This window comes from Marinobacter santoriniensis NKSG1, assembly GCF_000347775.1.
Classification (GTDB): Bacteria; Pseudomonadota; Gammaproteobacteria; order Pseudomonadales; family Oleiphilaceae; genus Marinobacter; species Marinobacter santoriniensis.
In genome coordinates this window covers 1-19,114 of record NZ_APAT01000018.1, presented here as the reverse complement: position 1 = coordinate 19,114, position 19,114 = coordinate 1, and the positions used below count along the sequence as shown (strand labels likewise).

The following is a 19,114-nucleotide window of genomic DNA, read 5'->3' as shown; positions in this document are numbered from 1 at the left end:
GACTCAAAAAGCCCCGACTGGTAGCCCAGCCGGGGCTTTTTTGATTCTGATACAGGGAAACGGGAACCACGCTATGAACATGCCAGTCAACGCCGAAACACTGAACGAGGGACTCGCCGCGGCCAGTTGTCACCGGAAAGAGAGAGCATTGCCATCGCCCGAACAGCTCCGCCGCGATTATCCTGCAAGCCTGGACCTTATGGCCCGGATAGGCGCCCAACGGGACGCCGTCCGGGCCATTTTGCAGGGGCGTGACACGCGGATGCTGATCGTTATGGGACCCTGCTCCATCCACGACGAACAGGCTGCCCTGGAGTATGGTCGCAAACTCAAGGCGCTCTCGGATGAGGTCAAGGACCGTTGCCTGATCGTGATGCGGGCCTATCTGGAAAAGCCGCGAACGACGGTTGGCTGGAAGGGATTGCTCTACGATCCGGAGCGCAATGGTCATGGTGACATTGAGCAGGGACTCCGGCGTTCCCGGATGCTGTTGCTGGAGTTGGCGGGTCTGGGCCTGCCGCTGGCCACGGAGGCACTGAGTCCGCTGGTGATGGACTACCTGGGTGACCTCGTCAGCTGGACTGCCATCGGGGCCCGCACGACCGAATCCCAGGTTCATCGTGAAATGGTCAGCGGTCTGCCGATGCCGGTCGGATTCAAGAACGGAACCGATGGCAGCATCGGGGTGGCGACCAACGCCATGAAATCGGCAGGTCATCCGCACCATCATCTGGGGGTCTCGGCCAGCGGTGCTCCGGTGATGATCTCGACCCGGGGCAATCCGGACACCCATCTTGTACTCCGCGGTGGCCGGGGGATCACCAACTACGATGCTGACAGCATTGCCCAGACCGTGGATGAGTTGACCTCCGCGGGCCTGTCTACCAGCGTGATGGTGGATTGCAGTCACGATAACGCCCGCAAACAGGCAGAGCGCCAGATCGACATTGCCCGCGAAGTCATGGCCCAGCGCCGGGCCGGCAATGACCACATCCGGGGTCTGATGCTCGAAAGCTTCCTGGAACCGGGGCGTCAGAACGATGGCCCTGACCTGGTTTATGGCTGCTCGATTACCGATCCGTGCCTGGGATGGTCGCAGACAGAGGCTCTGATTCGGTCACTGTAGAGAACAGGAGTTCGGCCGCCAGCAGGAGCAGGAGACTACCCATGAGCCGGTCCAGCCAGTGTCCGAAGCGACCGAAGGCCTGGCGTACACGTGGCAGAGTGAAGAACACCGCCACCAGAGAGAACCAGATACCGGTGGCAATGGCCATGTACACCCCGTAACCGGCCTGAATCATCAGCGGTGTTCCGGGACTGATCACAACAGAGAAAAGAGCGACGAAAAACAGGGTCGCTTTCGGGTTCAGTGCGTTGGTCAGAAAACCCAGTCGGAAGGCGGCCAGGGCGGACTGTTCGGGGCCAGAGGTCGTTTCCACGTGGATGCTACCGGCCCGGGCGCGCAGGCACTGGATCGCAATCCAGCCGAGGTACAGGGCGCCGACGATTTTCAGTGCGGTGAACAGGACAATGGACTGCTGGATCAACCAGCCAATACCCAGCAGTGAATAGGTGACATGCACCAGGATGCCGGCCCCCACACCCGCGGCGCTCAGCAACGCATTACGCCGTGTCTGGCACAACGCCTGGCGCAGCATGACCGCAAAATCCGGCCCCGGGCTGACCACAGCCAGCAGGTGGGCGACGACAATTGTCAGAAACTCCGGCCAGTACTGGATCATCCTATGGGCTCCGCATCGGGCTTTCCTGTTGCAGTGGCCAAGGGTATGCGATTTCCGTCCTGCTGTCTGCCCCGCCTCTATTACCCCCGGCTTTACGACAACCGGGCCGGAACCTCTATACTGAACCTTCCAGGGAACATTCAACAATGAACCGGCCACACGTCGGATCAGGAGGCGCAGGGTGGAAAAGCGAGAAGTGGATGTGGCAATCATCGGAGCCGGGACGGCGGGAATGGTGGCCTATCAGAGCGTACGCAAGCTTACCGACCGGGTGGTTCTGATCGAAGGTGACCGCTATGGCACCACCTGTGCACGTGTGGGCTGTATGCCCAGCAAATTACTGATTGCCGCCGCTGACCATGCCGACGCCATGCGCCAGGGTGACGCCTTCGGTATTCGTGCGGATGCCGTGACCATTGATGGCAGGGCCGTCATGGAGCGTGTGCGTCGGGAGCGCGACCGGTTTGCCGGATCGGTAGTTAAAACCGTGGAATCCTTTCCCGAAGCACACCGGCTGATGGGGCATGCCCGGTTCATCGCACCCCATCGTCTGGTCGTGGGAGACGCGGTGGAGGTTGTTGCAGACCGGATCGTCATTGCAACCGGTGCTCGGCCGAACATCCCGAAGATGCTCAGGGAAGCGGGAGATCGGCTCGTGGTCAATGACGATATCTTTGACTGGACCGATCTGCCTGAGTCGGTCGCCGTGTTTGGTCCCGGTGTCATAGGACTGGAGCTGGGACAGGCGCTGAGCCGGCTTGGTGTTCGGGTCCGGATGTTTGGTGTCGGCGGTCCGGTGGGGCCAATCCGCGACGAGGCGATCCGCGCCTGTGCCCTGGAAACGTTCAATCAGGAGTTTCCTCTGGATCCATCGTCCGAGGTCAGTGGGGTCTCCCGCGACGATTCCGGGGTCCAGGTGACGTTCCGCAGTTCCGACGGTGAGATCATCACGGAGACGTTCGACTACCTGCTTGCTGCGACGGGACGCCGACCCAATGTCGACGACCTTGACGTCCAGAACGCGGATATCGAACTCGATGCGAACGGCTCGCCGATATTTGATCCGTATACCCTGCGGTGTGGCGACAGTCACATTTTCATTGCGGGGGACGCCAACCACGAAAAGCCCCTGCTTCACGAAGCCGCCGATGAGGGGCGGATCGCCGGAACGAACGCCGCCCGCTGGCCCGATGTGCGTACCGGGTTGCGGCGCACGCCGCTGGCCGTGGTGTTTACCGATCCGCAGATTGCCACGGTCGGCCTGACGGTGGACCAGGTGCGAGAGCGATGCCAGGAGTGTTTTGCCGTAGGAGAGGTGTCTTTTGCGGAGCAGGGACGCGCCCGGGTGGTGGGCAAGAACCGGGGGCTGCTAAAGGTCTATGGCGAACACGGCAGCGGCCTGTTCATGGGGGCCGAAATGTTCGGCCCGGCAGCAGAGCATATCGGTCACCTTCTGGCCTGGTGCGCCCAGAAGCGTATGACGGTCAGCGAGATGCTTGATATGCCATTTTACCATCCGGTCATTGAGGAGGGGCTCCGGACCGCGCTGAAAGACCTGAACCGGAATCTGGCCATCGGGCCTTCGCCAGCCGAGGGCTGTCTGGAATGTGGGCCGGGGGGCTGAAACACCGGTCTGTTCAAAGTTTTCATAGCGACCGGGTTTCATCGAGTTGTTATTTATAGGTATTGGCTATCATCCGGATTGTCTGATATCACTTCCTGGCGTCCGGTTTGGTTTCCATAATGTACTGAGTTTTCTGGAGTAACTCTCAAGGAGGCCAAAATGGCGAAGAACTTCATTGGACTGGATCAGGCAAAAACGGGGGGCCTCGCGGACGCTCTTAACGATTTGCTGTCCAACTACCAGATTTTTTACATGAACGTCCGCGGTTACCACTGGAATATCAAGGGTGAAAATTTCTTCGAGTTGCATGCCAAATTCGAAGAACTCTACGACGATCTGCTGCTCAAGATCGACGAGATTGCGGAGCGTGTCCTGACTCTTGGTCACCGTCCGGCCCACGCCTACAGTACTTACATGGAACGCTCCGAAATTCCTGAGCGAAAGGATGTGTCGGACGGTCGTGAAGCCGTGGAAAACATCTTGGAGAGTTTCGGAAAACTGATTGGCAAGCAGCGTAACCTTCTGAATCTGGCCGGCGATGCCGACGACGAAGGCACGGTTGCCCTGATGAGCGACTATATTTCCCAGCAGGAGAAAACGGTCTGGATGTATCGAAGCTACCTGGGCCAGTGATAGGCCTTTAACGTCTTTGAAATGGCGGCGTCAGCCGCCATTTTTCGTTCCGGCCATTCTGCCTTCTCAAGGTTATTCTGCCGACCCTGGCTGCAGGGGCTGATCAAGACGATTCATATAACTGAAATGAAGGTGTAAGCAATCTGAAATAATTTACCGTCATTCTTTCCCCACTCAGTTACCCACCGATCATATTCGATCACTGATGGAGAGAGATGAATGAAAAAGCAATTGCTGGCCCTGGCTGTAGGTTCCATGGTTGTCGTGCCGTCCGTCGCGCTTGCTGATAAAGGGCCGACCGTTTACGGCAAAGTGAACGTGTCCTATGAGAATCAGGACAATGGCACCAACGATGAGTGGAAGCTGGAAAGCAACTCTTCACGCATCGGAGTCAAAGGTGCTCTGGATCTGGACGTCGACCAGCTGATAAGCGGTCTATCAGGCGGAATTCCAGATTGCCGTGGATGATGGCGACAACAAGGGACAAACCTTTTCCCAGCGCAACATTTTTGGCGGGTTTGAACACGCGACCCTCGGCCGGCTGATTGCGGGCAAGTTTGATAGCCCGTTCAAGAAATCTCAGGGTGAGATCGATCAGTTTGGCGATCTGCGTGGTGACATCAATACCATCGTCGGTGGCTCCGAACGGATCAGCAATATCATTCAGTACAGCACGCCGAAGCTGGCCAATGCGGTAACCGTTAACGTGGCAATGGTGCCCGGAGAAGGCAACACAGATTTTGCCGATCGTCGTGACGGTCCGGCCGACGGCTTTTCCAGCTCTGTCGTCTTTGACAATGGCATGCTGTACGGCTCCGTCGGCTATGACTCGGAGATCAAGACCAATCTGTTTGATCTTGGCAATGCCGACACTCTGGTTGATGCCATGCACGTCGCTGCCAAAGTGAACATGGACCAGTTTGAAGTGGGCGCGCTCGTCCAGCAGTCCAAGAGCTCGGATTCTGCGTTTGATGGTGGGGACTTCAAGGACACGACCTACATCGTCAGTGGTGCGTTCAAGGTTGATCGCTGGAAACTGAAGGCGCAATACGGTGTGACTGATACCGACCTGACCAGTGACAAGGTGAAGCTGACGGCTGTCGGTGCGGACTACAAAATGGCCAAAGCCAGCAAGGTATTTGGTTATTTCGCCAAGGTTGAGTCAGACAATACCGGCGCTGGAGCGCTCGCTATCGACGACACAACCTTCGGCGTCGGTTTCGAGCACAAGTTTTCAATGTAATACCCTTTCTTTGAGTTATCAGGACATTGCCGGGGCGTAAGCCCCGGCTTTTTTATGGAAGCTGGGCGGCGCCTCGTTGCAGGTTGAGGCCGGGGGCTGCGGTGATTTCCAATGGTGGCACCTCCTGGTGCAGAAACCATTTCTCTGTCACGATTTTCCGGGTGAACCAGTGTGACTTCATCAGCGAACTGGCCAGTGGCATCCGGACCCAGTCTGGAATCTGCCAGCCTTGCTGTGCCTCATTCGCGCGGTTACCGAATCGTTCTGCGATGGCCGAGCCGTAGCTTTCCAGAGACGAAGCGGAATAGTCGGTCGCATCACTGATCACCTGCGCTGCCAGCAGGGCCGATTCGATCGCCGGCCGGATGCCCTCCCCGCTCTGGGTATAGGCCAGCCCGGCCGCATCACCGATCAGCAGGACGCCATCGTCCACGAGGGGACGATCGGCATGATCGTAGAGCAGATAGGCGTGTCCCTTGAAGCGACCGGGGAGATCCGGCGGAATTCGCCCTGAATCTTTCATTTCCCGGACAAAGGACTCAAGGTGATCGCTGAGTTTGTGGTTGTCTTCCCGGCCCAGGCCAATATTCAGGTAATTGCCTTTCCGGAAAACCCACGCATAGCCCTTCAGGTCCCGGCAGAACCAGAGTTCCGGCGTGTCGCCCCGGGCGTTGCAGTGTTCCGCCTGCTCAGGGGTCATCTCGAATTCGACTTCCTTGGCAGCGACCACCGTCTCGTGGCCGCCCGGGCCCTCCCCAAGTAGCCGGGCGACCGGGCAGAAGTGGCCCCCGGCACCGACGATCAATGGGGCTTCCCAGGTATCATTCACCACCCAGTTGCCATCGCGGCGAACAATCGATTTAACCGGGGTTCCCAGTTGTTTTGGCGCGGTGACACGATCAAGCAGGTACGTGTCGAATTCACACCGGCGGATGCCATAGCTGACCACCTGCCCGTGGTCGTTTTCCACCGCAGGTTGACCCATCATGCCGATGTGGAAGCGCCGAATCGGCTGGAGGGTGCGACCGATCTGGTAATCCTCGGTGTCGATCTGAAGGGTTTCCAGGACGCTCGGCGTTACCCAGCCGGCACAGGTCTTGTCCCGTGGAAAGGTCTGCTTGTCGATGAGCAGGATGCGTTTGTTGCTGCTTTCCAGCGCTTTGGCCAGCGTCGAACCCGCCGGACCTGCGCCGACAATGATCAGGTCGTAGTACTCCATCAGGCCTCCTTGGGCGCCGCGGGGGATTGGTACAGGTCAGCCCGGTTCCGGGGGAGGTGATTGTTGTCACCGTGGGTAAACACCACCTGGAATAGCTGGAGGGAACCGGCACGGAACGCCGCAATGGAGCCTGCCAGGTACAGACGCCAGGCCCGGGTGAAGTGCTCGTCATACATGTCGGCGACTTCGTCTTCGCTGGCGGTGAACCGTTCAAGCCAGTGAGTCAGGGTCTGGGCGTAATGCAACCGGAGATTTTCGACGTCAAGCACCGAGAAATCGCCGTGTTCGCACAGCTCCATGAACTCACCGATGCTCGGTGGGTAGGCGCCGGGGAAAATCCGTTTTTCAATCCAGGCGTTCATCAGCATGGGGCGGTTTCGCCCGATGCTGTGCAGCAGTGCGATGCCATCGGGTTTGAGGGAACGCTTGATCAGCTCGGATAAGGCTTCGAAATTCTCCTTGCCGACGTGCTCAAGCATACCTACGGAGACAAAGGCATCGTATTGCCCTTCGATGTTCCGGTAGTCGTCTTCGACATAGGTGATCAGGTGATCCAGGCCCTGTTTCTTCGCCTCCTGTTCGGCGTAGGCGAGCTGCTCACGGGATATGTTGTAGGAGTGGACAGTGACCCCATAATGCCGCGCCATGTACCGGGCCAGACCGCCCCAGCCGCAACCGGCTTCAACCACGGTCATGCCCGGTTTCAGCCGAAGCTTGCGGCAGACGTGTTCCAGTTTGGCCAGTTGGGCCTGTTCCAGGGACAGGTCCGGTTGCTCGTAATAGGCGCAGGTGTACTGCATTTCGGCCTGATCAAGCCAGAGCTGGTAGAACTCATTGCCAAGATCGTAATGGTGGTGAATGTTTTCCTTGGCTTCGGCGATGCCCGTGGCCCTGGGGTTATGGTTCTTCCAGAGCGCATCCAGCCATTTCGGCCACCTTTGTCGCGCGTTATGAACGGCCCGGTACAGGGTTTCCATCAGGTCCGGCAAGTCACCGTCGACCGTGAGTCGCCCGGCCGCATACAGGTCACCAAACGCCAGGTTGGGATTTGCGACGAGCGAATACAGTGCCTTGTGATCGGTGAGCGTCAGGATGAACTGTGCTTCCTGATCTTCAGGTTCGATCAGCTCTCCGTTCCACAGCCGGAAGGTGACCGGCGGCGAGCCTGCCATTCGCATGAGCTTGGCAATCAGCCAGCGCTCATAACTGTGGGGTTCCCGGTCTGCCTGGGCGTTTTCCAGCGGCAGGGTCAGAACGTGTGCTTTATGGGGCTGTTCCGTTGAATCGGTCTTTCGTACCGTACTGTCTGTCATGGATTCCGCTCTCCCTTGCCGGTTTTTGCATCGATTTCTGGCGCGAACTGGTCAGGCGTATCCCGATTACCTGGCTGGGAATTACCAGTTTTCAGTTCAGTATAGAAAAGGATGGCAAAATGTCAGGTTCGGCGAGCGGGCATAAAAAAGCCGGGCACTGGGCCCGGCTTTGGCAATCACAGTGGCTAGTAGGTCGCCAGATCGGTCATCCCGAACCATTCCGGGAAGATGATGATCATGGCCAGTACCAGGATCTGCAGGAGAATGAAGGGGATAATGCCCTTGTAGATATCGATCGTCCTGACCTGCGGTGGCGCGACGCCCTTGAGGTAGAAGAGTGCGAATCCGAAAGGCGGAGTCAGGAAGCTGGTTTGCAGGTTCATGGCGATGAGGATCGCGAACCACAGCATGTTGACGCCCATCGCTTCGGCCACCGGTGACAGGATGGGCACGATGATGAAGGAGATCTCCACGAAATCGATGAAGAAACCGAGGATCAGGATGACCACCATCGACAGGATGATGAAACCCCAATGGTCTCCCGGAAGCATGTGCAGCCAGTCTTCCAGCAGGTAGTCGCCGCCGGTGTAACTGAACACCATGGAGAATGCGGTGGCGCCGATCAGGATCGCGAACACCATGGCAGTCACGCTGACGGTATCCTTGGCCGCGTCCCAGACCATTCTGAACGAAAACTGCCGATAGATGATCGCAAGTACAATGGCGCCTACGCCGCCCAGGGCCGAGGACTCGGTTGGTGTGGCGATGCCCGCGAAGATTGAGCCCAGAACGACAACGATCAGGGCCAGGGGTGGGATAATCGCCAGCAGTGCGGCTCCGATTTCCTGCTTTCGGGACAGGGAGTGATCGGCCGGCATGGCGGGGGCTGTTTCCGGTTTGAACCGGGTCATGATCAGGATGTAGGCGATGTAGAGGCCGATCAGAACCACACCGGGGCCGACGGCAGCCCGGAACAGATCGCCCACCGGGAGTCCGAGCACGTCACCGAGAATGATCAGGATGATCGAGGGGGGTACGATCTGGCCGAGGGTGCCCGAGGCACAGATAACGCCGGTGCTGAGGCGCTTGTCGTAGTTGTGTGCGAGCATGACTGGCAGAGAAATCAGGCCCATGGCCACGACACTGGCACCTACCACGCCGGTGGAGGCGGCGAGCAGGGCGCCGACCACAATGGTGGAGATTGCAAGGCCGCCCGGTAATCCGCCAAACAGGCGTCCCATGGAGGTCAGCAGTTGTTCTGCCAGTTTGGTGCGCTGGAGCACCACGCCCATGAAGATAAACAGGGGAACCGCCATCAACACCTTGTTCTGCATCACGCTCATGATGCGGAACGGCATAAACGCAAACAGATCCATGCCCTGTGCATAGATGCCAAAGAACAGGGCCACGCCACCAAACGTGAAGGCGACGGGAAAGCCGACCATCAGCAGGAGCAGGGCCGCTCCGAACATTACAATACCGGTCATGCCAGGCCCTCCGCACTGTGTTCAACGTCATAGGACTTGTCGCCGGCCAGCACCCGAATGGCAAAGGTGACCATGTTCAGGCCAGCGGTGCCGATGAAGAACGCGGTCAGGGGAATGACGGATTTGATGATCCAGCGATACGGCAGGCCGCCGGGGTCGCCACTGCCTTCTCCCATCTTGTAGGAGTCCAGGGCGAAGTCGTAGCCGTAGGTGGCGATCAGGTAGGCGAAGGGGATTACAAAGATAATGGCCCCAACCAGGTTAACCCAGGCCTTGGTTTTCTGCCCCCATTTGGTGTAAAGCACATCCACGCGAACGTGGCCATCCGTGCGCAACGCGTAGGGAATACCAAGCAGGAAGACAACCGAATAAAGGTGCCATTCCATCTCCTGCAAACCGATTGAAACCGAGTTGAATGCGTAGCGGGCCACAACGTCGTAAAACACGTTGAGTGCCATCAGTATCATGGCCCCACAGGCGACCCAACCACACACCTTGGACGCTGTGGCGAGCCACTCGTCCAGTTTGATAATCCACCTCATTGTTGATGATCCTCCGCCATGCGGACTGGCGACTTTATCAGTTGCTATAAACGACAAAACCGGGATCACTGCTTGAGCGATCCCGGCTCTGAAACGGACGATAGTTTACTCGACTTCAGCCATCGTGTTCAGGTAAGCGCGTTCTGAGATGTCCGTATAGGCGCGGGTTTTCTTGAGATACGCTTCCTGGTCCTTGATGATCTTGGCCGCCAGGTCGCTCTTCGAAGCCATTTCCTTCAGCAGCTCGTTGTTGGCCTTGTACATGGCCTTGAACACGCTATCCGGGAAGTGCTTGATTTTTACGTTGGGGTACTTTTCCTTGATGGTTGACCAGGCTTCGGCGTTGGCATCCTGGGATTGGACCAGCATGTCGTAGGCAGAGACGCGCATGGCAGTCTTCAGGATGGCCTGGAGGTCCTTGGGCAGTTTGTTCCAGCTGTCCTTGTTGATCAGGAACTGTAGTTCGGTCGCAGGCTCGTGCCAGCCGGTGTAGTAGTAGTCAGCGATCTGCTGGAAGCCCAGGCGCAGGTCCAGGGCCGGGCCGACCCACTCTGCCGCATCGATGGTGTTGCGCTCGAGCGCGGTGTACAGCTCACCCGGTGGAATGTTGGTCGGGCTGACGCCCACTTTCGCGAATACTTCGCCGGCAAAGCCCGGGATCCGCATCTTGAGGCCCTGCAGGTCGTCCAGCGATTTGATTTCCTTGCGGAACCAGCCGCCCATCTGAACACCGGTGTTACCGCCGGGGAAGGACAGCAGGTTATGCGGGCCGTAAACTTCCTGCATGAGCTTCATGCCATTGCCCTCGTAGAACCAGGCATATTGCTCAATAGCGGTCATGCCAAAGGGCATGCTGGTGAAAAACAGGGTCTCGGGAACCTTGCCTTTCCAGTAGTAGGAGGCAGAGTGGCCCATGTCGTACTGGCCGCTTTTGACCATGTCGAAAATACCGAAGGGGGCCTTGTGTTTGTTGGACGAGTCGATGCGAATACGCAGACGACCGTCGGACATTTCATTGGCCAGTTTGGCAAAGCGCTTGGTCGTGTCACCGAAAATGGGGAAGTTTGGTCCCCAGGTTTCTGCAAGGCGGAGGGTGTAGGTATCCTGGGCGAGCGCCTGTGTGCTGGCAAAGGTAGTTGCCACAGCTAACACAGCCGCGGAAAGAACAGAACGGATCTTCATTGCTCTTCTATCCTCTTATCGTTTTTGTGGGTCTTGTCTTTCCCTGTAGGGACTAACAACTCCATATGTTAGTTCAAGGTAGCAATTATTGCGCCCAAGCGAAACGATAATGCGGCTGTTCTACTACTTAGGTCTTATGACACCCAGCGCAGGCGTCAGACATCCTCCATGCGGCCAATCTGGCGGGAAAGCCGCATGGCTTCATGCTGCTCCAGGGACTTCAGATCCTCCAGCAGCGCTTTGGCCTCCCGTATCTCCGCTTTGCCGATCAACGCATCGTAAAGATCCATGACCTGTTTGTGGAAATCTAGGACTTCCCGTTCAATGCCGTCAAAATCCAGGCTGGCATAACGGGCATCGCAGGTGCGATGGGTTTCAATGGGTTTGTGGCTCGAATAGTCGTAAAGCCGTGTTTTCATGGCCTTTGGATCGGCCTGCCGCTCAAATTCTGCAACCGCCTTCTCCAGGAGGGATTCATGGCTGCTCAGATAGTCGAGCAGGGCACTCGCCCGCTCATTCTTGTTCTGGCCCGCCGATTCATGCAGGCATTTCGCCAGGTGGGCGTGGAGTTGTCGGGTCCAGTCGATGAGGTCTTCGAAGGTTCTGATTTCCATGAGGGCTCCTGTACCAATCGTTGTCTGATTTCTTTGAAGTGAGTCTAGTCAAGATTATGGAGCCTGGCAGAGATAGGCAGGTTGACCCAGATCAGCGGGCGATCTCTGTGAGCAGCCACCGGCATGGCTGCAAGGACGTTGCCGGGATAGACTGTCGGGTAATGCGAGAGTTGGAGGATGTCGACATGACCCTGCCACTGGGTATCATCGAGGGATTTTACGGGCCATTGTGGACGTGGCAGGAGCGCCGGAGCCTGGTCTCGACGCTGGCTCCCCACGGCTATGGCTTCTACCTTTACGCCCCCAAAGCGGATCCGTTTCTGCGCCGGCGCTGGCAGGAACCCCATGGCCCGGCCGAGACCGCCGAGCTGGCCTCGTTTGGCCGGTTCTGCCGGGAACAGGGGGTCCGGTTCGGTATCGGGCTGAGCCCGTTCGAGGTGTTCAACCGGTTTGACGATGAGGCGCGGGAGGCTCTGGCCCGTAAGCTGTCCTGGTTGGAACGCCTGGACATTGACGAGCTGGCCATCCTGTTTGACGACATGCGCTCGGACATCCCCGGGCTCGCAAACGTGCAATCGGATATCGTTCACTGGATCCGGGACCGGATCGACGTGAATGCCCTCAGCGTTTGCCCCAGCTACTATTCGGATGATCCGGTGCTGGACCGGGTGTTCGGTGAACGGCCGAGCGACTACCTGCCTTCGTTGGGGAAGTCGCTGGATCCGGCCATTAACGTGTTCTGGACCGGAGAAGAAGTGTGCTCACGGGAAATTACGCCTGGTCACCTCCGGCGTGTCGGTGACCTTCTCGGTCGTAAGCCGGTACTCTGGGATAACTATCCGGTCAACGATGGCGACCGGATGTCGCGCCATCTGCATCTGCGCGCCTTTACCGGGCGACCTGCCGCAAACGCCGCCTACCTGGCCGGACATGCCATCAATCCTGCATTGCAACCGACTCTGACCGCGGTACCGGCGCTCACCCTGGCAGAGAGTTATCGCCGGGGGCCCGACTATCAATACGGCCAGGCGTTCCGGCATGCGGCTATGGAGGTGCTCGGTCAGGATCTGGCCCATCAGCTGCTGACCGATTTGCTGGTGCTGGAAGATGCCGGCCTGAATCGGATCAGTGATGAAAAACGTCAGAGTCTGCAGCACACCTACGATGCTTTTGATCATCCGGCAGCGAATGAGGTGCTGCGCTGGCTGGCGGGTGAGTACCAGGTGACGGACGAAATGGTCGCCACCCAGTAACCGGATCGCCGTTACTGGAGGTAATACTCGACGGTGGAGACCACCCGCACAGTCTTCACTGGCTGCTGACCTTCGCTGATGCCCGGGGCCTGGTCCCGTGGCAGGATCTGGAAAACGCCCTGATTGGCCCGTCTCAGGCCTCCGAGCTCCGCCTCGGCGTCCTGGGCGAACTGCTCCGCCGCTTTACGGGCAGAGGCTGTGGCCTGTGCAATCATCGCCGGTTTGATGTCGTTCAGGCCGTTGAAAAGGTAGGTGGGGCCAGAGGGGCCATAGTCGGCAGACAGTACGACACCGGAATCGACCAGGTCGCCAACATTCTGCGCTGCCTGACGGATTCGCTCGATATCGTCGCTGCGCACCATCAGCGTCTGGTTGATGATGAACTTCTGCGGAGTGTCCGCGCCCGGGTAAGGTGTCGCACGGGTGTCGGTGACGTCGAGCTTCAGTAGCTCCACGTTGGCGGCATCAATGGCCTGAAGTTTAAGGAACGCCTGGATACTGTCCAGGCTGGCGCGAGCCCTGTCCCGTGCTTCGGCGAGAGTATTGCCGGTGGCAACAAAGCGAATGGGCCAGAGCGCCAGGTCCGCTTGTACTTCCCGTTCCGCAACACCCTTGACTGTCACGAACCGGTCGCCGGTGCGCAGGTTGGTCAACCCGTCTCCGAGCAGGGACGCGGCAATGATGGTGCTGATTCCGAGAATAAGGGCAGAAACGGCTTTCATGGAGGACTCCCTGTTCGGGCAGGTTTCGTGGTTGGCCTGCTATCCTGAGAGCTGAAAGAGTACCGGTAACCTGTCATTCAGGAAAGAGGGGGCGTATGGCGGATCTCACCATTGAATGTGTTCAGGGCGATATAGCCAATCAGCCGGACATGGAATCCATCGTCAATGCGGCCAACGCGCGGTTGATGCCCGGGAGTGGCGTGGCCGGGGCCATCCATTCTGCGGCCGGGCCAGAGCTGGCGCGCGAATGTGAATCGCTCGCCCCCATTGCTCCGGGGCAGGCGGTCATTACCGGTGGGCACGGCTTGCCCAATCCTTACGTGATCCATTGTCTTGGACCGGTGTATGGCGTCGATAAGCCGTCGGATGAACTGCTTGGCAACTGCTATCGCAACGCCCTGATGCTGGCGGATCGAAAGGGGCTGACGTCCATTGCATTCCCGGCGATTTCAACCGGTGTTTTCGGTTATCCGATCGAAAAGGCTGCCCGGGTTGCCGTGGATGCGATTCAGGCGGTGGCCGGAAAGTTGACATCGGTTCGTCGGGTTCGTCTGGTGTTGTTCAGTGACCAGGACCTGGCGGTTTTCCGGAAGGCGTTGAACGCGGGCGGAACTTCGGGGTAATCAGTCGCAGTCGCTGGTGGGGGACTTGCCAAACCGTGCCCGCATGGCCTCGCGCTCGCGCTCCGGATCGGTGTATTCCTCCGGCAGTGGCTGGATGAAATACAGATAATCCCCCGCGTTGCGGTGCTCGGCGATGGGCGGAGATTCTGCGTCGAATGGCCAGAACACCGGTGTGATCACGGCAATATCGAGTGATGGGGCCCGCTGGTGGAGAAGGGCCACGGTGCCCAGCCGGTCTTCGCTGTGGAAGGTGCCGGTGGTGTGGAGGATTTGCGCGCCCGGATGGTTTTGCAGGGCGCCAAGTATGGAGACAGCCATGGTGTTGTCCCGAAGCAGTTGGGCACGATAGGTGTTCCTCATGCGGTCGGAGAGGCTGGCATTCTCCGTGCCGTGGCTGCCGCCGATGGCCTCCACGAATTTGTCGAGGTAGTCGGGAGTATCAAGGAACGGATCGGTCGGCAGCGTCTGCCGCTGGGCCGAGGGAAGGCTGTCGAGGTAGCCGGGGCCCTGCCTGCCCACGCACCGGACAATGTTGGCCGGTGCATTTGCGGCGACCACCGGAATGTCATGCTGGCGGGCAAATTCCACCAGGGGGCGGTAGGAGGCCCGATAGTTATCCCAGGCAGCGGCGTCTTCGACCATTTCACTCTCGCCGCTCTGGCCGTTCAGGTAGCGATCCAGATCCTGCTGGTGATCGACGTTGAACTGTTCCATGGTCAGCACCTGATTCGGGTGCTGCCGGTAAAGTGCCTGCTGCAGTCGCGCTTCCAGCAGGTGGGCGGCATGATGACCGTGATACTCGCCCACCACCACAACGTCCACGCTGGCCAGTCGTTCGGCCAGTGTCGTTACACTCAGGTGGGCGCCGGTCGCAGGATCCACCAAGACGGCGTCGTATTGGCTGGCAGGCGGAATAATGGCGGAAACAGAAGGCTGCATGGCGGCGCATCCGGTGAGCGACAGAAGGGCACTGGTAAAGCTGATTCGGAAAAGTCTCATGGCCATAGTATACGCCGGTGTGCCTAATCGGTTTTCTGATCCTGCTGGGTACGCCAGTCCGGCCCGAGCCGGGCTTCGACGTATTCCCGGATAAATTGCCGGACTTTCTGGGACGGGGTGACGTCCTCCTCTTTGCAAAGGGCTTCGAAAACGGCTTTCTTTTCCGGGTCGATGAGCAGTGTCAGTCGCGCAGTGCGGTTTTCCATGGTTGGTCCGGATCCGGTTAAAGGGTTAGGTGACATGCCTGATATGTTAATCACATTAACATTGAATGCGCAATGCCTGATCATGTAATGTAAATGATGTTACAGTTCTGGCGAGTTTACCATCATGCCCCATCGAGCCCATCTTTTCTCTCTGCGTGTCGCCCATGCCTTCCGCGAGGCCTGCATGGACGAGCGCTATACCGGGCGACGGTTTTTTCGCGACGCCATGGCAGGCCTCACCGTCGGCATTATTGCGATTCCTCTCTCCATGGCGCTTGCGATCGCCAGTGGCGTGGCGCCCCAGTACGGTCTCTATACCGCGATCATCGCCGGTTTTGTGATTGCGTTGACGGGCGGCAGCCGGTTCAGTATTTCCGGCCCGACCGCGGCGTTCGTCGTGATTCTTTATCCGATTGCGGAGAAATACGGACTGGGTGGGCTGCTGCTGGCCACACTGATGTCCGGCTTGCTGCTGATTCTGATGGCGGCCATGCGGTTGGGGCGGTTTATCGAGTATATCCCGGAGCCGGTCACGCTCGGCTTCACCGGCGGCATTGCGGTGGTGATTGCCACGCTCCAGGTCAGGGACTTCTTTGGCCTGCCGGTGACGGACCTGCCAGAGCATTACTGGGATAAACTGGCGACGCTTGCCCATGCATTTCCCGCCTTCGATGACATGAGTCTGCTGGTTGCCGGTACCACGTTTGCGATCATGCTGCTCTGGCCACGGCTGCGAACGCCGATTCCGGCGCATCTGCCGGCAGTGCTTGGCGGAAGTGCATTGGCATTCTGGCTGAATGCCCATGGCGCCAGCATCGAGACCATCGGTTCCCGGTTCACTTATCTGTTGGCAGACGGTACCCAGGGCGCCGGTATCCCGGCAGTGCTTCCTGCCTTCCAGTGGCCCTGGCTTCAGCCGGGGCCGGAGGGACAGGTGTTGGGGCTGTCCTGGGACATGGTCAGGGCGCTACTGCCGGACGCCTTTGCCATCGCCATGCTGGGCGCCATCGAATCGCTGCTCTGTGCGGTTGTCCTGGATGGCATGACGGGAAAGCGCCACAGCGCCAACAGTGAGCTGCTGGGGCAGGGCATCGGCAATGTCCTGACCCCCCTGTTTGGTGGCATCACCGCGACGGCGGCCATTGCACGCTCCGCCGCCAATTTTCGGGCAGGCGCCGAGTCTCCGGTCGCCGCCATGATCCACGCTCTGGTGGTGCTCCTGGCGCTGGTGCTGCTCGCCGACGTGCTGGCTTATTTACCGATGCCAGCGATGGCAGCCCTGCTGGTCATGGTGGCGTGGAATATGAGTGAGGCACCCAAAGCGGTTCACCTGCTCAAAACCGCGCCCTCCAGCGATATTCTCGTGTTCCTGACCTGTTTCGGGCTCACGGTGGCACTGGATATGGTCATTGCGATCACCACGGGCGTGCTGCTGGCGTCGGTTCTGTTCATGCGGGAAATGGCCCGGATGACCCGGATTACCGACGTAACCGATGACCGCCGGGTGGTTCCGGCAACGCTCCCCGACGGCTGGCAGGTCTTCAAGATCAACGGGCCACTGTTCTTTGCCGCTGCGGATCGGGTATTCGGCGAATTGGCGGAGCTGTCCAGGCACTCCCGCGGGTTCGTGCTTTACATGGATGGAGTCACGATTCTTGACGCCGGTGGTCTGGCGGCACTGGTCAAGCTGATCGGGACCTGTCGCCAGTCCGGCACCCAGGTGGTGATTGCCGATCTGCAATTCCAGCCGCTGCGCACTCTGGCCCGTGCCGGGGTGGTTCCGGAGGAGGGCGTAAGCCGCTTTTTTCCGAGCCTGGAAGCGGCGCTTGAGGCCGTCCGTTCCGGGCGGGATTGACGGCGATCATGCATTCATAAGAAAAATGCTGGAAATACAGCATATAAATTTCAATTATAAAATCGAAACCACTAAAGTAACGGTCAATGTCAGCGCGCCGCTCAAAAAATGAGCAGTCGATTGGCTTCGGAGGGGGCGTCAGAGCCTCTTCGCACGAGATCAGAAAACCACGTAGAAAGGATGAGACCCATGCCCTACGCACAAGACGTTGACCAGATTGCTTCCATCCTGAAGCAGAACCCGACCTGGAATGCCATCAATCCCAAGCACGCGGCCCGTATGCGCGCCCAGAACAAGTTCAAGACTGGTCTGGATATCGCCAAGTACACCGCCAAGATCATGCGCGAAGACATGGCGAACTACGACAATGACACGTCTCAGTACACCCAGTCCCTGGGTTGCTGGCACGGCTTCATCGGTCAGCAGAAGCTGCTGTCCATCAAGAAGCACTTCGGTACCACCAAGCGTCGCTACCTCTACCTGTCCGGCTGGATGGTTGCGGCCCTGCGCTCCGAGTTCGGCCCGCTGCCGGACCAGTCCATGCACGAGAAGACTGCGGTTTCCAGCCTGATCGAAGAGCTTTACACCTTCCTGCGTCAGGCGGACGCCTGGGAACTGAACCACCTGTTCCGCGCTCTGGAAGAAGCTGAGAATGCCGGCGACAGCGCCAAGGCTGAAGAGCTGATCAAGCAGATCGACAACCACGAAACCCACGTTGTCCCCATCATCGCTGACATCGACGCTGGTTTCGGTAACGCCGAAGCGACTTACCTGCTGGCCAAGAAGATGATCGAAGCGGGTGCCTGCTGCATCCAGATCGAGAACCAGGTCTCTGACGAGAAGCAGTGTGGTCACCAGGACGGCAAGGTTACCGTTCCCCACGCCGACTTCCTGTCCAAGATCAACGCCGTACGTCTGGCGTTCCTGGAGCTGGGTGTTGATGACGGTGTGATCGTTGCCCGTACCGACTCCCTGGGTGCTGGCCTGACCCAGAAGCTGGCTGTTACCGACGAGCCGGGCGACCTGGGTGACCAGTACAACAGCTTCCTCGACGGCGACTACATCGAAGACGCTTCCGAGATCAACAACGGCGACGTTGTGATCAAGTCCGACGGCAAGCTGATGAAGCCGAAGCGTCTGGCGTCTGGTCTGTTCCAGTTCCGTCCGGGCACTGGCGAAGACCGTGTTGTTCTGGACTGCATCACCAGCCTGCAGAACGGTGCTGACCTGCTGTGGATCGAGACCGAGAAGCCTCACGTTGGCCAGATCGCCGGCATGGTTAACCGCATCCGTGAAGTCGTGCCCAATGCCAAGCTGGTTTACAACAACAGCCCGTCCTTCAACTGGACCCTGAACTTCCGTCAGCAGGTATTCGATGCCTGGAAGGAAGAAGGCAAGGACGTATCTGCCTACGATCGCGACAAGCTGATGAGCGAAGAGTACGACAGCACCGAGCTGGCCCAGCTGGCCGACGAGTGGTGTCAGAACTTCCAGCGTGATGCGTCTCGCGAAGCGGGTATCTTCCATCACCTGATCACCCTGCCGACTTACCACACTGCGGCCCTGTCTACCGACAACCTGGCCAAGGGCTACTTCGGTGACGAAGGCATGCTGGCCTACGTTGCAGGTGTTCAGCGCAAAGAGATCCGTCAGGGCATCGCGACCGTGAAGCACCAGGACATGGCCGGTTCCAACATCGGTGATGACCACAAAGAGTTCTTCGCTGGTGACGCCGCGCTCAAGGCCGGTGGTAAGGACAACACCATGAACCAGTTCGGCTAAGTCGACGGTTCGGTTGTCATTGGTCGGGGCACTTCGTGTGGCCCGAACCGATACCCGAAAGCCCCGCCACCCGGC

The 19,114-nt window shown here is 58.7% G+C and carries 19 protein-coding genes; 9 read left to right on the top strand and 10 right to left on the bottom strand.

The window, feature by feature from the left end; genetic code table 11:
- The first annotated feature begins 73 nt into the window (after positions 1-73).
- Positions 74-1,126, top strand: coding sequence for a 3-deoxy-7-phosphoheptulonate synthase (locus MSNKSG1_RS12315; protein ID WP_008939607.1), 1,053 nt, complete (start codon positions 74-76; stop codon positions 1,124-1,126).
- On the opposite strand, the gene MSNKSG1_RS12310 is transcribed toward MSNKSG1_RS12315, so the two are convergent.
- The gene (locus MSNKSG1_RS12310) at positions 1,071-1,742 is read right to left on the bottom strand and encodes a LysE family translocator (protein WP_008939606.1); all 672 of its coding nucleotides are present in this window, start codon (positions 1,740-1,742) and stop codon (positions 1,071-1,073) included. The two genes, MSNKSG1_RS12315 and MSNKSG1_RS12310, sit on opposite strands and share 56 nt — an antisense overlap.
- A gap of 181 nt (positions 1,743-1,923) precedes the next feature.
- On the opposite strand from MSNKSG1_RS12310, the gene MSNKSG1_RS12305 reads away from it, so the two are divergent.
- From MSNKSG1_RS12305 to MSNKSG1_RS12295, 4 genes are all read left to right on the top strand, one after another.
- Positions 1,924-3,366, top strand: coding sequence for a dihydrolipoyl dehydrogenase (locus MSNKSG1_RS12305; RefSeq protein WP_008939605.1), 1,443 nt, complete (start codon positions 1,924-1,926; stop codon positions 3,364-3,366).
- A 159-nt stretch (positions 3,367-3,525) separates the two neighbouring features.
- Positions 3,526-3,999, top strand: coding sequence for a Dps family protein (locus MSNKSG1_RS12300; RefSeq protein ID WP_008939604.1), 474 nt, complete (start codon positions 3,526-3,528; stop codon positions 3,997-3,999).
- Between the two features lie 219 nt (positions 4,000-4,218).
- Positions 4,219-4,467 (top strand): porin, encoded by a 249-nt coding sequence (locus MSNKSG1_RS19450; RefSeq protein WP_227498019.1) that lies wholly within the window; start codon positions 4,219-4,221, stop codon positions 4,465-4,467.
- Entirely contained in the window at positions 4,460-5,242 is a 783-nt protein-coding gene (locus tag MSNKSG1_RS12295; protein ID WP_264622972.1) for a porin, read from the top strand. Before MSNKSG1_RS19450 ends, MSNKSG1_RS12295 begins: the two co-directional genes overlap by 8 nt.
- Positions 5,243-5,294: 52 nt before the next feature.
- Here MSNKSG1_RS12295 and MSNKSG1_RS12290 read toward each other — a convergent pair whose 3' ends face one another.
- The 6 genes from MSNKSG1_RS12290 to MSNKSG1_RS12265 all read right to left on the bottom strand — a co-directional run bounded on the left by MSNKSG1_RS12290 (position 5,295) and on the right by MSNKSG1_RS12265 (position 11,599).
- Entirely contained in the window at positions 5,295-6,461 is a 1,167-nt protein-coding gene (locus MSNKSG1_RS12290; protein ID WP_008939603.1) for an NAD(P)/FAD-dependent oxidoreductase, read from the bottom strand.
- Positions 6,461-7,774 (bottom strand): SAM-dependent methyltransferase, encoded by a 1,314-nt coding sequence (locus MSNKSG1_RS12285; RefSeq protein ID WP_008939602.1) that lies wholly within the window; start codon positions 7,772-7,774, stop codon positions 6,461-6,463. Before MSNKSG1_RS12285 ends, MSNKSG1_RS12290 begins: the two co-directional genes overlap by 1 nt.
- A gap of 185 nt (positions 7,775-7,959) precedes the next feature.
- Entirely contained in the window at positions 7,960-9,261 is a 1,302-nt protein-coding gene (locus MSNKSG1_RS12280) for a TRAP transporter large permease (protein WP_008939601.1), read from the bottom strand.
- On the bottom strand, positions 9,258-9,803 hold the full coding sequence (locus MSNKSG1_RS12275; RefSeq protein ID WP_008939600.1) for a TRAP transporter small permease subunit: 546 nt from the start codon (positions 9,801-9,803) through the stop codon (positions 9,258-9,260). The genes MSNKSG1_RS12280 and MSNKSG1_RS12275 overlap by 4 nt, the downstream gene beginning before the upstream one ends.
- 105 nt (positions 9,804-9,908) lie before the next feature.
- Complete coding sequence (locus MSNKSG1_RS12270) at positions 9,909-10,985, bottom strand: TRAP transporter substrate-binding protein (RefSeq protein ID WP_008939599.1); 1,077 nt, start codon at positions 10,983-10,985, stop codon at positions 9,909-9,911.
- Between the two features lie 155 nt (positions 10,986-11,140).
- The gene (locus tag MSNKSG1_RS12265) at positions 11,141-11,599 is read right to left on the bottom strand and encodes a hypothetical protein (protein WP_008939598.1); all 459 of its coding nucleotides are present in this window, start codon (positions 11,597-11,599) and stop codon (positions 11,141-11,143) included.
- A gap of 185 nt (positions 11,600-11,784) precedes the next feature.
- Between MSNKSG1_RS12265 and MSNKSG1_RS12260 the strand changes: the two genes are divergently transcribed.
- A complete protein-coding gene (locus tag MSNKSG1_RS12260) occupies positions 11,785-12,852 on the top strand; it encodes a beta-N-acetylglucosaminidase domain-containing protein (RefSeq protein WP_040886911.1) in 1,068 nt (355 codons plus the stop codon).
- A gap of 11 nt (positions 12,853-12,863) precedes the next feature.
- Here MSNKSG1_RS12260 and MSNKSG1_RS12255 read toward each other — a convergent pair whose 3' ends face one another.
- Complete coding sequence (locus MSNKSG1_RS12255) at positions 12,864-13,574, bottom strand: SIMPL domain-containing protein (RefSeq protein WP_008939596.1); 711 nt, start codon at positions 13,572-13,574, stop codon at positions 12,864-12,866.
- A 95-nt stretch (positions 13,575-13,669) separates the two neighbouring features.
- On the opposite strand from MSNKSG1_RS12255, the gene MSNKSG1_RS12250 reads away from it, so the two are divergent.
- Positions 13,670-14,197: a macro domain-containing protein gene (locus MSNKSG1_RS12250; protein ID WP_008939595.1), complete on the top strand. Its 528-nt coding sequence runs from the start codon at positions 13,670-13,672 to the stop codon at positions 14,195-14,197.
- Here the strand turns inward: MSNKSG1_RS12250 and MSNKSG1_RS12245 are convergent, their stop codons facing one another.
- Positions 14,198-15,202, bottom strand: a complete 1,005-nt coding sequence (locus MSNKSG1_RS12245) for a ChaN family lipoprotein (RefSeq protein ID WP_008939594.1) — start codon at positions 15,200-15,202, stop codon at positions 14,198-14,200. It lies immediately after the preceding gene.
- A 17-nt stretch (positions 15,203-15,219) separates the two neighbouring features.
- Complete coding sequence (locus tag MSNKSG1_RS12240) at positions 15,220-15,402, bottom strand: hypothetical protein (RefSeq protein WP_008939593.1); 183 nt, start codon at positions 15,400-15,402, stop codon at positions 15,220-15,222.
- A 124-nt stretch (positions 15,403-15,526) separates the two neighbouring features.
- Between MSNKSG1_RS12240 and dauA the strand changes: the two genes are divergently transcribed.
- Positions 15,527-17,257 carry a C4-dicarboxylic acid transporter DauA gene (dauA, locus tag MSNKSG1_RS12235; RefSeq protein WP_008939592.1) on the top strand — a complete coding sequence of 577 codons (1,731 nt, stop codon included), beginning with the start codon at positions 15,527-15,529 and terminating at the stop codon, positions 17,255-17,257.
- 189 nt (positions 17,258-17,446) lie between these two features.
- On the top strand, positions 17,447-19,039 hold the full coding sequence (locus MSNKSG1_RS12230; RefSeq protein WP_008939591.1) for an isocitrate lyase: 1,593 nt from the start codon (positions 17,447-17,449) through the stop codon (positions 19,037-19,039).
- Positions 19,040-19,114: the final 75 nt, after the last annotated feature.